The sequence below is a fragment of the Oryzomonas japonica genome, assembly GCF_008802365.1.
Taxonomy (GTDB): domain Bacteria; phylum Desulfobacterota; class Desulfuromonadia; order Geobacterales; family Pseudopelobacteraceae; genus Oryzomonas; species Oryzomonas japonica.
Genome location: NZ_VZQZ01000003.1, coordinates 113,727 through 126,610 on the forward strand (window position 1 = coordinate 113,727; position 12,884 = coordinate 126,610).

At 58.5% G+C, this 12,884-nt stretch carries 13 protein-coding genes; 8 read left to right on the top strand and 5 right to left on the bottom strand.

The window, feature by feature from the left end:
• Positions 1–12 precede the first annotated feature (12 nt).
• The 3 genes from F6V25_RS06310 to hypE form a co-directional block, all read right to left on the bottom strand.
• Positions 13–465 carry an N-acetyltransferase gene (locus F6V25_RS06310; protein WP_151127772.1) on the bottom strand — a complete coding sequence of 151 codons (453 nt, stop codon included), beginning with the start codon at positions 463–465 and terminating at the stop codon, positions 13–15.
• A 10-nt stretch (positions 466–475) separates the two neighbouring features.
• Positions 476–961 (bottom strand): Cys-tRNA(Pro) deacylase, encoded by a 486-nt coding sequence (ybaK, locus tag F6V25_RS06315; RefSeq protein ID WP_151127773.1) that lies wholly within the window; start codon positions 959–961, stop codon positions 476–478.
• A gap of 162 nt (positions 962–1,123) precedes the next feature.
• On the bottom strand, positions 1,124–2,137 hold the full coding sequence (hypE, locus tag F6V25_RS06320; RefSeq protein WP_151127774.1) for a hydrogenase expression/formation protein HypE: 1,014 nt from the start codon (positions 2,135–2,137) through the stop codon (positions 1,124–1,126).
• A 161-nt stretch (positions 2,138–2,298) separates the two neighbouring features.
• Between hypE and F6V25_RS06325 the strand changes: the two genes are divergently transcribed.
• The 3 genes from F6V25_RS06325 to plsY are packed head-to-tail and all read left to right on the top strand — an operon-like array spanning position 2,299 to position 5,007.
• Positions 2,299–3,627: an enoyl ACP reductase FabMG family protein gene (locus tag F6V25_RS06325; protein WP_151127775.1), complete on the top strand. Its 1,329-nt coding sequence runs from the start codon at positions 2,299–2,301 to the stop codon at positions 3,625–3,627.
• A 26-nt stretch (positions 3,628–3,653) separates the two neighbouring features.
• A complete protein-coding gene (locus F6V25_RS06330; protein ID WP_151127776.1) occupies positions 3,654–4,391 on the top strand; it encodes an outer membrane protein assembly factor BamD in 738 nt (245 codons plus the stop codon).
• A 34-nt stretch (positions 4,392–4,425) separates the two neighbouring features.
• Complete coding sequence (gene plsY, locus F6V25_RS06335; protein ID WP_246166993.1) at positions 4,426–5,007, top strand: glycerol-3-phosphate 1-O-acyltransferase PlsY; 582 nt, start codon at positions 4,426–4,428, stop codon at positions 5,005–5,007.
• An 80-nt stretch (positions 5,008–5,087) separates the two neighbouring features.
• Here plsY and ubiE read toward each other — a convergent pair whose 3' ends face one another.
• A complete protein-coding gene (gene ubiE / locus F6V25_RS06340) occupies positions 5,088–5,798 on the bottom strand; it encodes a bifunctional demethylmenaquinone methyltransferase/2-methoxy-6-polyprenyl-1,4-benzoquinol methylase UbiE (RefSeq protein ID WP_151127778.1) in 711 nt (236 codons plus the stop codon).
• A gap of 103 nt (positions 5,799–5,901) precedes the next feature.
• Here ubiE and F6V25_RS06345 point away from each other — a divergent pair, with 103 nt between their 5' ends.
• The 4 genes from F6V25_RS06345 to F6V25_RS06360 all read left to right on the top strand — a co-directional run bounded on the left by F6V25_RS06345 (position 5,902) and on the right by F6V25_RS06360 (position 11,397).
• Positions 5,902–7,176 (top strand): putative glycoside hydrolase, encoded by a 1,275-nt coding sequence (locus F6V25_RS06345; RefSeq protein ID WP_151127779.1) that lies wholly within the window; start codon positions 5,902–5,904, stop codon positions 7,174–7,176.
• Position 7,177: 1 nt separating this feature from the next.
• Complete coding sequence (gene cdaA / locus F6V25_RS06350) at positions 7,178–8,599, top strand: diadenylate cyclase CdaA (RefSeq protein WP_246166983.1); 1,422 nt, start codon at positions 7,178–7,180, stop codon at positions 8,597–8,599.
• A 131-nt stretch (positions 8,600–8,730) separates the two neighbouring features.
• Positions 8,731–9,774, top strand: a complete 1,044-nt coding sequence (locus F6V25_RS06355; RefSeq protein ID WP_151127780.1) for a C40 family peptidase — start codon at positions 8,731–8,733, stop codon at positions 9,772–9,774.
• A 66-nt stretch (positions 9,775–9,840) separates the two neighbouring features.
• Positions 9,841–11,397, top strand: coding sequence for a B12-binding domain-containing radical SAM protein (locus F6V25_RS06360; protein ID WP_191966097.1), 1,557 nt, complete (start codon positions 9,841–9,843; stop codon positions 11,395–11,397).
• Positions 11,398–11,429: 32 nt separating this feature from the next.
• Here F6V25_RS06360 and F6V25_RS06365 read toward each other — a convergent pair whose 3' ends face one another.
• Complete coding sequence (locus tag F6V25_RS06365; RefSeq protein WP_151127782.1) at positions 11,430–11,855, bottom strand: hypothetical protein; 426 nt, start codon at positions 11,853–11,855, stop codon at positions 11,430–11,432.
• Between the two features lie 212 nt (positions 11,856–12,067).
• Here F6V25_RS06365 and F6V25_RS06370 point away from each other — a divergent pair, with 212 nt between their 5' ends.
• Entirely contained in the window at positions 12,068–12,880 is an 813-nt protein-coding gene (locus F6V25_RS06370; protein ID WP_246166984.1) for a transporter substrate-binding domain-containing protein, read from the top strand.
• The last annotated feature ends 4 nt before the right edge of the window (positions 12,881–12,884 follow it).

Sequence of the window (12,884 nt, forward strand, 5' to 3'; positions counted from 1 at the left end):
CTAAAAGAGGCCTTAGTTCAGGTCCAGGATCATGGCGTTCTCGTCACAGTCCGGGAACTTGACGCATTTGATGCAGTCGCCCCATACCTTTTGGGGCAACTCGGACTTGTCCACCAGACGAAAACCGAGTGTGGCGAAAAAGTCGGGTCTGTAGGTCAGGCAGAAAATACGCCTGAGGCCGATCTGGCGCGCTTCGTCGATGCAGGCCTGCACCAGTTGGCTGCCGATGCCCCTGCGGCCGACCTCCTCGGCCACCGCCACGGAGCGCACTTCGGCCAGGTCATCCCAGACGATATGCAGAGCGGCCGCTCCCAGGAGTTTGCCGTCGTCCACAACGACGTAAAAATCGCGTATCGATTCATACAGTTCCGACAGGGAGCGGGAGAGCATGTCCCCCTGGCTGGCGTACTTCATCAACAGCTTTTGGATTTCCTTGACGTCGCTAATCTGGGCCTTACGGATCATTCCTTTTCTCCTAATGTATCCCCACGTGCACCGGCACCGGTTTCAGCACCCTGACCAGTTCCGATGGCGCCATTGCTACCAGGTAACCGCGTTTCCCGCCATTGATGTAGATCTTCTCCAGCTCGGCGACGGTCTCTTCCAGGTATACCGGCATCTGCCTGCGCGTACCGAAGGGCGAGGTGCCCCCCACCTGATAGCCGCTGTGCTTTTGAGCGGTTTCCGGCGTGCAGGCGGTGATCTGCTTGACACCGATGATGCGGGCCAACTCCTTGGTCGAAACCTGCAAATCGCCGTGCATCAGGATGATGAGCGGGTTCTTTGTTTCATCCTCCATGATCAGGGTCTTGATCACGCAGTGTTCGTCGACTCCCAACTCCCGGGCGGAAACGGCCGTGCCCCCCTTTTCCTCGTAGGCGTAGAGGTGGTCGACGAACTCGACCTTTTCGGCCCGCAGCTGGCGGATGGCCGGGGTTATGGGTGTCTTTTCCTTTGCCATTTACTTTAAAACCTTGAATCTGCCACAGAGACGCTGAGACACAGAGAAAACCAGAAGAAAGAAAAAAACAAAACGAAAAAATTCTCAGATTAAAATTGCCGTTTTGGTTTCTCGTCTGTCAGACGTTCTCCGTGTCTCTGTGGCGGATGTTGTTTTTGTACTTCAACAGATCCTGGGCAGTTGCTCCCCGGCCAGCATCTCCACCGCCCGTGTGCCGCCTACGCTGGTCTCCATGCGGACTCGGCCCGGCTCTCCGTCAACGACCTCGCCGATGATGGCGGCCTGGGTGCCGAGGGGGTGCCGTTTCATCGCCGCCACGACCCGTTCCGCGGCCTCGGGGGCGACAAAGGCCAGCAGCTTCCCTTCGTTGGCGACGAAGAGCGGATCGAGGCCAAGGATCGAGCAGACGCCTCGCACCGCCTGGTTCACGGGGATCCGTTCCTCGTGCAGGGTGATTCCCACGTCCGACTGCTGGGCGATCTCCTTGATGGTGGTTGCGATGCCGCCGCGGGTCGGGTCGCGGAGCACGTGCAGCAGATCTCCCGCCTCGGCGATGATGGCGGCCACCAGGCTGTTGAGGGCGGCCGAGTCGCTTCGGATGTCGGTCCCGACGTTGAGCCCCTCGCGGCCGGCCATGACGGCAATGCCGTGGTCGCCCACGGTGCCGTTGATGATGATTTTGTCGCCCGGCCGGGCATTGGCGCCGTGGATGGCGATATCATGTCCTACCGAGCCGATTCCGGCGGTTGTGATGAATATTTTGTCCGCCTTGCCCCGGGGGACGACCTTGGTGTCGCCGGTCACGATCCGTACCTGAGCCTTGTCGGCGGCCTGGCGCATGTCGTCCAGCACGGTTTTCAGGTCTGCCCGGCTGAACCCCTCTTCGATGATCAGGCCGACGCTCAGATAGAGCGGCTGTGCGCCCATCATGGCCAGGTCGTTGACCGTGCCGTGGACCGCCAGGCTGCCGATGGTGCCGCCGGGGAAAAAGATCGGATCGACCACGAAGGAGTCGGTGGTGTAGGCGAGTTGGCCGGCAGGCGGGGGGAGCAGGGCCGCATCGTTTTGCCCGGAAGGGGCGATTCCGCTCAGGGCGGGGATGATCAGTTCGTCCAGAAGTTGATGGGAAAGCCGGCCGCCGCTGCCATGGCCGAGAAGGATGAGATCGTTATTCACGGTGAGATTGGGTCTCCTGCTGATTGTTTTTGCACACGATAGCACGAAAGCCCCCTCTTGTCACGGCAGCTTTTTCTGTTCACTTTGCCGGCCGGTTCATGATAAGAGTACCAAGTTTTGAAAAATCTCGTCGAACAGCGGGAAAGCAGGCGGAGGATTATATGACTGATTATAGGTCACTGGAAAAATTGCCGGATACGGCGGGGTACAAGCCGGGGGACGTGCTGGTCCTGGTGGGGGAACTTTTCGGCCGCGGGTATGCCAACGGCCTGGTGGAGGAGGCCCGACGCATCGGCATGGACGTGATCGGCACTACCGTGGGGCGGCGCGACAGCGACGGTACCCTGCGGCCGTTGACCGCGGAGGAGCTGGCGGGCGCCGAGGCGCTCTTGGGCGGGAGCATCATCAACGTCCCGCTGGAGGCTGGCTTTGACATGGAGCAGGTGGACGGACAACCGTCGGTGGCCGAGCAACTCAAGAAGGCCAAGCCGGACGAGTGGGCTTCCATCAGTTTCAGCCCCGATTTTATCGAGAAGGCCAGGAGCGCCGGTACGGCCCGGATGCGCGCCGCACTGGCGCAGGTGATGCACCAGCTCGCGTCACGTATTCCGTCCGGCGCCAATGTGCTCTTTGCCCATTCCATGGCCGGCGGCATCCCGCGCGCGCGGGTATTCATGCCGCTCCTCAACCGGGTCTTCAAGGGAACCGGCGATAAGTTCCTCGCCTCGGAAGGCTTCTGGAACAGCGACCTGGGCCGCCTGTGCGACGCCAGTTTCAATGAGGTCACGGGCGATACCTTCCGCTATCTGATCGAGGAGTCGGCCGCTCTGCGCGGACGCCTCGGCGCAGCAGGCGGACAGGTGCGCTACGCCGCCTACGGCTATCACGGCACCGCCGTACTGGTGGGGGGCGAGTACCGCTGGCAGTCCTACACCCCTTATGTTCAGGGGTGGGCCAAGATGCGCCTCGAAGATATCGCCGCCGAGGCGACCGGGAACGGTGTCGTCGCCACGGTCTTCAATTGCCCCGAGATACAGACCAACTCCAGCGCCCTTTTTCTGGGAGTGGAAATCTCGCTGTACCCGCTGCTGTCCGCTATTCGGAATGTGGCGGGCGAACGCGCCGCCGCACCGCTTTTCGAGCGCTGCCAAGCCATGCTCAAGGAGGGGGAAACGGTCGAACATCTGTTGGAACGGGCCGACGCCTACCTTGCGTCGCCGCTGTTGGCCGGGATGCTTGATTTCGCCACCTGGCCGCACCACAGCACCCGGGAGCAGATGGAGCTGATGTTGGCCAGTTCCGCCGAATTGCTGGGTATGCATGCCGATCATAAGCAGCTGATCTGTGCCGAGCTCTCCCGCATCGTTTTTCTGTCCACCGGCCGGTTGATGGTGCACGCATCCTGGAATCCGGGGGCTGCCGCCCTGTGGTTGAGCCATGATATCATCGCGCGATTGCTGCACGATGAACTTGGGACGGGAATTATCTGATTGCAGGACACCATGCGAGGAAAACCATGAAGAGCTTACAGAGTGCTATCGCGATCGGCACCCTTGCCGCCTCCCTGTTGCAGGGGTGCGCGTCGCCGCCGGTGAACACGTCGCCCGAGGAACTTTACAAGGATGGCGAACAGTCCTTTCAAAAGGGCAGGTACGAGAATGCCGTTGCAAACTGGAAAAAGGTCAAGGAAAGTTACAAGTCGCCGGAGCTTACGGCCAAGGCGGAGATCGGCATAGCCGATGCCTATTTTCTCAACAGAGACTATATCGAAGCCGCTGCCGCCTACGAGGATTTTCGCAAGCTTCACCCCAGGCATGAGCGGGCCGACTATGCCCTTTTCCGGCAGGGGCTGAGCTATTACAAGCAGATAAACCGCATCGACACGGACCAGACGCCGGTCAAGAACGCCCTGGCCATTTTGGAATCGTACCTGAAGTTGTATCCCGGCGGAGAGCATATCCAGGAGGCCCAGGAGAGGGTTCGCGACTGCAAGGACAAACAGTTGCAGTACGAGATCTATGTCGGTCGTTTCTACCTGAGGACCGAAAAATATCCGGCCGCCATCGCCCGTTTTGAAGAGGCGCTCAAGACGTTCTCCGGGCTTCAGCACAATGACGAACTGCTGTACTGCCTTGGGACGGCCTATCAAGAAGCGGGACAGCGCGAGAAGAGCCGCGAGGCGTTTGACCGGCTGGTGCGCGAGTTTCCCGGCAGCACCTTTGCGGCCCGTATCCAGAAGGCCGCAGGCAAGTGATTTCAGGATTTCGACCATGACAGCACAATTCGACATGATGCTGGCTGCCGCCTGTGCGGCGGCCTACCTTTTGGGGTCGATCCCCACGGGACTCCTTCTGGGCAAGGCCTGCGGCATTGACGTGCGCCATGAGGGAAGCGGCAATATCGGCGCCACCAACCTGTATCGCACCGCGGGCCGCAAGGTCGGCGTGCTGACCCTGATTGGCGATTGCCTCAAGGGCCTTGTGCCGGTGCTGGCGGCACACTACTATGCCCCGGCAACGGATCTGGCGGCCTGGGTCGGTCTGGCGGCCTTCTGCGGTCACGTGTTTTCGGTGTTTCTGCGGTTCAAGGGGGGAAAAGGGGTCGCGACCGCCCTCGGGGTCTTCCTGGCGCTGTCGCCCCTGGCCGTGGCAATCGCCCTCGCGGTCTTTCTACTTCTGGTTTTGAAGTGGCGCTACGTATCCCTCGGCTCCGTAGCGGCGGCGGCGGTCATGCCGCTCGCCGTGTACGTGCTGCACGGGGGGCGCGCAATGCTGCTGGTGACGGGGATTGTGGCCGCAATCGTGATTGTCCGGCATCACGCGAACATCAAGCGGCTGGTGGACGGGACGGAGAGTAAATTCAAAGCCTAACGGACAGCCACGCCCTTCTGCGGCGCGGCCCCGCTATTCTTTATTCCTCGAATATTTTCAACGTCCCGGCAGGGTAGGGGTTATTCCTTTTCGCCGGCGTAGATGGTGGCGATACCAAAGGTCAGCGGGTGGATGTGGATGTTGCGAAAACCTGCGTCGGCAACCATATGGGAAAATTCCTCATGGGAGGGGAATTCCAGTACCGAGTCCGGCAGGTACTTATAGGCGTTATATTTCGAAAAGAAACCGCCGATGACCGGTAGAAGACGGCGGAAGTAGAAGTAGTAAATCTGTTTGAAAAATTGGGAGCGCGGCGTTGAGAACTCCAGGATGACCACCCGCCCTCCGGGTCGCAGCACCCGCCACATCTCCGCCAGCCCCAGTCTCCTGTCCACCACGTTCCTGATCCCGAAGGCGATGGTTATCGAATCAAAGGTGTTGTCGGGAAAAGGAAGATCCTCGCACGGAGCCATCTTGAAATCGATCCGTCCGGCATAGGGAGAGGTTGCCACCTTGGCTTGACCGAATTCCACCATCTCCTGGCAAAAGTCGGCCCCGGTGATCTTTACCGAGGATGGGGTCGATCTGGCTATCTCCAGCGCCACGTCGCCGGTACCGGTCGCCACGTCCAAAATCCGGGAACCCTCCCGGTACTTGATAAGCCGCACGGCCTTTTTGCGCCAGTACCGGTCGATGCCGAAGCTGAGCAGGCGGTTGAGGAAGTCGTACCGTGGGGCGATACTCCCGAACATCCCCTGAATCTTTTCACCCTTTTCAGACAGTCTGAACATAAGTTTGTACTACCTTTTCCGATAATTTGCTGCTATAAATTACTATTTGCCTTGTAGCATATTTCCGGGGCATAAACCAGAAAAAACCAACGGAGTGTCGTGAGTGAAAAATGTTGTCGCCCTTGCTGGTCGTGTCGCCCTGATCATCGTCACCTGTTGTGGTCTTGTCTCCTGTCAGAATGAGCAGAAACCAGCCACGTCCTCCACGGCGGCCTCCAAGCCGGTTCCCCCGACGCCATCCAAGCGTCAGCAATTGCTGAACATGGAGGTGCGGGCGCTCTACATAACATCCTGGACCGCCGGGATCAATCGGTTCCAAACCCTGACCGACATGGTGTCCCGCTCCCACTTGAATGCGGTGGTGATCGACATAAAAGACAGCACCGGCAAGGTTGGCTATGACTCCACGGTGCCGCTGGTGGCCCAGACGGGTGCTTACGAGAAGCGTATCCGTAATCTGGACGCCATCCTCAAACAGTGCCGCGACAAAAAGATCTATACCATTGCCCGTATCGCGGTTTTTCAGGACCCCAACCTGGCCAAGGCGCGCCCGGACCTGGCGGTGGGCGGCGGCGGCCAGAAGGTCTGGAAGGACCGCAAGGGGCTGGCCTGGGTTGACCCCGCTTCGAAGACGGTCTGGGACTATAATCTGGCCATTGCCAAGGAAGCGGCCGCCAAGGGTTTTGACGAGATCCAGTTTGATTATGTCCGTTTCCCCACCGATGGGAAGCTGAAGACCATGACCTATCCGGTTTATAAACGTGATGTGCCGAAACATGAGATTATCCGCCGTTTTTTCCAGTATGTGGACCAGCAGATGAAGCCGGTGGACGTGATGACCTCGGCCGACATCTTCGGCCTCACGACCATGGTGGACGACGATATGAATATCGGCCAGCGTATTCAGGATGTGGCCGACTATGTGGATTTTGTCTGCCCCATGATCTACCCGTCCCATTATCCCCCTGGCCACCTGGGGCTGGAAAAACCGGCCGAGCACCCCTATCGCGTCATTTACGACGCCTGCCTGCGGGGCGCGAAGCGGCTTGAAGGGAAACGGGCCAAGATGCGCCCCTGGCTGCAGGACTTCAAGCTGGGGGCTGCCTACGACAAGAAGATGATCATTGATCAGATTCAGGCCGCCCGGGACGCCAAGGTATTCGGGTTCAGCATGTGGAATGCCCGCAACGTCTATACCGAGGCAGCCTATCTGGAAAAACTGCCCGAGCCGAACCCGGTGCCGCCCCTCAGGGACCAGGTGCTGGAGGATATCCGCAGGCATGATGCGGCCCGGCTTGCCATGCAGAATCGCTCCACATCGATCAGGCAGGAGAAACCGTCCATCCACAAACCTCGTAGAAAAGCAAAAGGGAATTGACGTGCCCTCTTTTTTGAGAATACAGGATATCGCCGATATCCTGATCATGACCTTGCTGCTCTATCAACTCTACTCCTGGTTCCGCAGGACCCGCGCCATGCAGGTGCTGCTGGGACTGGGGGTGGTGACGGTCATCTATTTCGTCACCCGGTTTCTCGGTCTCTATATGACCAGCTGGGTTCTGCAGGAACTGGGTACGGTGCTGATCGTCCTGATCATCGTGGTGTTTCAGGCCGAGATCCGGCAGGCGCTGTACCGCTTCAGCCTTATGCGGCATTTTTTCGGCAGCCGCCAGGAGACGCAGCAACTGAGCCGCTTTCAGGAGATCGTCGATACGCTGTTCAGCTTGGCGAAGAAGAGGACCGGGGCGATTGTCGTCTTTCAGCGGAGCGAATCCCTGGTGGACCAGATGCTGAACGGCGTGAGCCTGAACTGCGAGATTACCCCGCAGATACTGGAGGCCATCTTTTACGACGGTGCGCCGCTGCATGACGGTGCCGCCCTGATCAGGGAAGGAAAAATTGCCCTGGCGTCGTGCCACCTGCCACTCTCCCAGAACCCGGAACTCCCCCAGTTTTACGGTACCCGCCACCGCGCCGCCCTCGGGCTCTCGGAGCGCACCGACGCTGTCGTGGCGGTGGTTTCGGAAGAGCGGGGCGAGGTGTCGCTGGCCGTGGGAGGGGAGTTGCACCGCCTTTCCTCCGCTGGCGAGTTGGTGGCGCTCCTGGAAGAGTTGATTTTGCCTGAAAAGGAAAAGCCACGTGAGAGCTTGCGGCAGCGTTTTTTTTCCAATTTGCTGCCTAAAACGGCGGTCCTGCTCATTGTTATAGCATTCTGGGCCTTGATTACCTCCCGCCAGGGGGCGATCGCCACGGTGACGGCCCCCGTCCGGCTGCACGGCATACCGCAGGGACTGGTGCTGCTGCGAAGTTCTCCCGAAGAGGTCGAGGTCCAGGTAAAGTCCTTTTCCAGTCTGACGCCCACGCCGGCAAAACTTGATATTGCCGCCGACATCGATTTGTCGGAGGTGCGGGAAGGGGCGGCAATCGTCAGGATCAGGAACTCGGACTTCAAGCTCCCCTCCGGCATGGTGGTCGGCAGCGTCAATCCCTCGACCATACGCATCGTAACGGAGAAAAAAGTGCGTAAAACCGTGCCGGTCAGGGTCGCTTTGCGTGGCAGGCTGCCGCGTGGACTGGGCGCATATCGGGTGGTCGCGTCGCCCGACACAGTCGAGGTGGAGGGGCCGTCCGGCCAAATTTCAAAACTTGAGACGGTGTCGACGGAAGAGGTCGATGCCAGCAAGCTTGTCAAGGGCACGGAATATCAAAAAAATCTGCTGCCGCCGTACAAAAATGTCACAATCCTGCGGGATGAACCATTGGTCTTGAAACTTGTTTCCCGCCGTTCTCTTCATCAATAATATCGATGAAATGGCATATGGGTTGCATGACGGCAGGGGCGGTGATGGGCAGTAAAGGATTGACAAACGGGGGCGTTTGTTATATAAAGCCCAAACCGTTGCACTAAAACTAGAACGGAATAGGAGGGGTAATGACACATATCCGAACTCTTGCCGCGATTTGTCTCATCCTGCTTTCCTTCCCGCAACTGGTTTTGGCCTCCAAAACCCACGTCGCGCGCAGAAGTGAATCGCTTCATTCCATAGCACGCAAATATCACGTATCCGTCGAAGAACTTAAATCTGTCAACAACCTGAGCAGTACCCGCGTCGAACAGGGAAGCCGCATTATCATTCCCGCACGTGCCGAGCAGAAAACGGCAAAGGTGACAAAGGCCGCATCATCGTACAAGGTGGTCAAGGGCGATACCCTCCCCAGGATCGCCAAGAAGACCGGTCTCAAAATGTCGGAACTGCGCCGGCTGAACGGCCTGAAAGGCAACCGGATCAAGACGGGGCAAGTGCTGGCCCTGAATGAACCCGCGCCGGCAGTCGAGGAAAAGACCCCCGTTGTCGCCGCGTCCAACAGGTTGCAATTGGTTAGTAAAGAACTTTTGAGTGAACAGGAAATCTCGTCAACCTTGGCTGAACTGAGCGACATTGACGCCGATCGGCCGGTTGACCTTGCCAAGAATATCGAAGAGACCAATCAGGGGATCAGCGGCCTGAAAAAAACCGCATACGGTTTCCTGGGGGCTCATTACCGTTTCGGCGGCAACAGCCGTGGCTCGCTCGATTGCTCCAGCTTTGTGCAGCAGGTGTTCCGCGAGCAGAAGATCAGCCTGCCCCGTACCGCGCGCGAACAGTTTAACGTCGGCAACGAGGTTGTGCGCGGCGACCTGCGCAAGGGTGATCTGGTATTCTTCCAAACCTATGCCCGCTTCCCTTCCCATGTCGGCATCTACCTTGGCAATCGCAAGATGATCCATGCTTCCTCCCGCGACCGCAGGGTGGTGATCTCCTCCATGGATACCCCCTACTATCTTTCGCGTTACCTGGGCGCACGGCGGATCGGTTCCGTCGCCAGCAGCGGCGGGGCGATCAATTTCAACGAACTGCTGCAAGGGGTTGAGGAAGAGCAGGATACTGACGCTCCGGCTAACGACACCATGGGCATTACTCTTAACCTGAATTAGTGCCGCCGCCAATCTATGGTACATAATAAATCCGGGCCTTTTGTGCCCGGATTTTTTTGTTCGACTATGAAAATTATTTTAGCGTACATATCCGGGGAAGCCGATCGCAGCGATCCTTATATCAGTTTGCTGCCCAGTGGACTCTGTTATCTGCATGCCGTGCTGCGTGAAGCCGGCTACGATTCCCTTCTGGCCAACCTTTCCGGGTGGTCCCTCCCCGTAATCAAGGAACAGCTCTCCTCCCTGCAAGCGGACATCATCGGCATTTCCCAATGGACCCATAACCGCCACGCCTCCCTTGAGGTGGCGCGCTTGGCGCGTCAGCTGAATCCGAACAGCATCATCATCCTGGGGGGAGGGCACGCCACCTTCCGCTACCATGAAATGCTGGCCGAAGATTCGCCGGTCGATATCGTCGTGGTGGGAGAGGGCGAAGAAACGTTACGGGAGTTGACCGAGAGGATCACGCAAGGGGGGGACTGGCGGGATGTGCCCGGGATCGCATTTCGCGACGGCGCCCGGGTCGTCCTCACGGAGCAGCGTATGCCGCAGAGGACGCTCGACACACTTCCGTTTCCCGCCCGCTATCTGGATCACTCCATCGGTGTCGATCTGGAACTGCAACCCGAATTTGTCCTGACCGCCCGTGGATGCCCCTCTGCGTGCAGCTTCTGCAGTTCGCCGGGGTTCTGGGGGCGTCGGGTGCGGTTCCGCTCCCCGGCAGATATCGTTGATGAAATCCTGTACATTCGGGATCGGTTTGGCCTGATCTACTTCTCGTTGCGGGACGATACCTTTACCGCCGATCGCACCAGGGCCATTGAATTCTGTCGTCTTATGATCACGCGGCGGGCTGCTGTGCTCTGGAACTGCCAATCTCGCGTCACCACCCTGGACGAGGAGGTTCTGACCTGGATGAAACGGGCCGGCTGTGAGTGTGTCCAGATCGGGATCGAATCAGGCTCGCCGCGTATCCTGGCCCAGCTCGACAAGTCGATCCATCCGTGGCAGGTGGAACAAACGGCCGCGCTTGTGAGAAAGGTCGGCATCAGTCTCTCCGTATATCTGATCTCCGATGTGCCCGGGGAGACTGAAGACGATATCCGTATGACCGTCGAACTGGTCCGGCGCATCAAGCCGGACGATGGCTATGTCTCGCCGCTGGTCTACTATCCGGGTACCCGGTTGTTCGAGCAGGCTGTCGCAAACGGCCTGGTACGCCCCGGCATTTTTGAGGAAACCCCGGATACGGCCCTCCATGCCGCAGGAAAGCCTGGAGGGGCGGCACACCGGATCATGGGGGCGTTTGCAGCCGGGACGGGAAAAGGGAGCGAACGCCGCTTTCGGCAACAGAAGGCACTTTTGGGGTATTGCGCCACCACCAACGTTCTGGCGGGAGAGTGGTACCGGCAGTCGGGCTCCATCGACGCGGCAGAACGGGAGTTCAGGGAGATAACCGAGCGCGAACCGGATAACCCCTGGGGTTGGCTGCTGGTGGGAGAGTTGCATACCGAACGAGGTGAAAAACGGAAGGCCGCCGAATGTTACCGCAGGGTCTTGGCCCTGGTGCCCAACCATGGGGCGGCACTGCGGGCGCTGGATACAAAAAAAGCGGGGCCGTGAGGCCCCGCTTTTTTACTGATCTGCGGGAATCGTTATTTCACGATCCTGATACCCGGAATGAACATGATCTTGTCGAAGGTCTTGTTCAAGGTTTTGCTCTGGAAATTCACCATCGGCGGAGCAACGGGAAATTCGATGGTGTCGCCGACTTTAACCTTGAACTCGGGCAGCGCCATCCAAACCTTTTCACCTTTGTCGTTGGCCGCTTCCACGTAGGTGTAGCCGCCGGAATTCATGGTCTGGGTTACCTTCCCTTTTTGGCCTGCGCCGGCGGGGATCTCCTGCGCCTTCATGCCGGCGTGGGGGTCAGCGCCCGGAGTGGCGGGGTGTCCAGGAGGCAATTGGCCCTGTGCAGGCATGCCAGCGGGCTGTTGAGGAACTTCGGTTTTGGGTTTCTCTTTGCACCCGGCAAAAGCAAGTGCAGCGATAACAAGAAGGGATAATACTATTTTTTTCACCTGCAACCTCCTGATTTTTAGTAACAACTGTTTCTATCACATTTTAATCTCATGTTCCAATAAAAAAGTTGAGAACATGCGGGCTGCACCGCCCTCTCTCCATTTTTTGCGCTAGAGTTATTGAATCAGAGATTTTTGAAGCGTTGCATTTCTGTGCTATAGTTTGTGATATGTTTCCAGTGATATCCGCAGACAAAAGGGGGGGACGGAATATGACGATTACACCCATCCATCGCAGTGTCGCGTGCTTCATGCTGGCGGCGCTGCTCCTTGCCCTGGCCGCGTGCGTGAGCAAGCAGGAACCGGCCGCCAAGAATACCCTGGTCGTGGGGATGGAGTTAGCCTATCCCCCCTTTGAAATGACCGATGAAAAGGGAACGCCCAAGGGCATCAGCGTCGATCTGGCCAATGAGTTGGGCAAGGCGCTCGGCAAGAAGGTCGTCATCCAGAACACCGCCTTTGACGGTCTGATCCCTGCGCTCAAAACCGGGAAGATCGACCTGATCATCTCCTCCATGACCATCACCGACGAGCGCCGGCAGTCGGTGGATTTTTCCGACCCCTACCTTTCCACCGGTCTTTGCCTGCTGGTGGGCAAAACATCGCCGATCAAATCAATCGATGACCTGGACAAACCGGGCGTCACCGTAGCCGTCAAAAAGGGGACGACCGGTCACACCTACGCAACCGGGAACCTCAAGAATGCCAAGGTCCTGGTGCTGGACAAGGAGGCCGCCGCCGTGCTCGAGGTCGTGCAAGGGAAGGCGGACGCCTTTATCTACGACCAGATGTCCACCTATACCAACTGGAAGAAGAACCGGGATACCACCCGCGCCTTGTTGAATCCCTTCCAGCAGGAGAAGTGGGGTATCGCCCTGCGCAAAGGCGATACACAACTCAAAGAGCGGATCAACCGGTTCCTGGGGACGTTCCGTGAACAGGGCGGTTTCGAACGGCTGGGCGATACCTGGCTGCGCGAGCAAAAAACGACCTTCAAGGAGCTGAAATATCCATTCTTCTTTTAACCGG

Bases quoted from the DNA above. Each gene is read 5' to 3' on its own strand.
- F6V25_RS06355 (WP_151127780.1), top strand. From the start codon at position 8,731: ATGACACATATCCGAACTCTTGCCGCGATTTGTCTCATCCTGCTTTCC.
- F6V25_RS06370 (WP_246166984.1), top strand. From the start codon at position 12,068: ATGACGATTACACCCATCCATCGCAGTGTCGCGTGCTTCATGCTGGCG.
- F6V25_RS06325 (WP_151127775.1), top strand. From the start codon at position 2,299: ATGACTGATTATAGGTCACTGGAAAAATTGCCGGATACGGCGGGGTAC.
- ybaK (WP_151127773.1), bottom strand. From the start codon at position 961: ATGGCAAAGGAAAAGACACCCATAACCCCGGCCATCCGCCAGCTGCGG.
- F6V25_RS06330 (WP_151127776.1), top strand. From the start codon at position 3,654: ATGAAGAGCTTACAGAGTGCTATCGCGATCGGCACCCTTGCCGCCTCC.
- ubiE (WP_151127778.1), bottom strand. From the start codon at position 5,798: ATGTTCAGACTGTCTGAAAAGGGTGAAAAGATTCAGGGGATGTTCGGG.
- F6V25_RS06360 (WP_191966097.1), top strand. From the start codon at position 9,841: ATGAAAATTATTTTAGCGTACATATCCGGGGAAGCCGATCGCAGCGAT.
- plsY (WP_246166993.1), top strand. From the start codon at position 4,426: ATGATGCTGGCTGCCGCCTGTGCGGCGGCCTACCTTTTGGGGTCGATC.
- F6V25_RS06310 (WP_151127772.1), bottom strand. From the start codon at position 465: ATGATCCGTAAGGCCCAGATTAGCGACGTCAAGGAAATCCAAAAGCTG.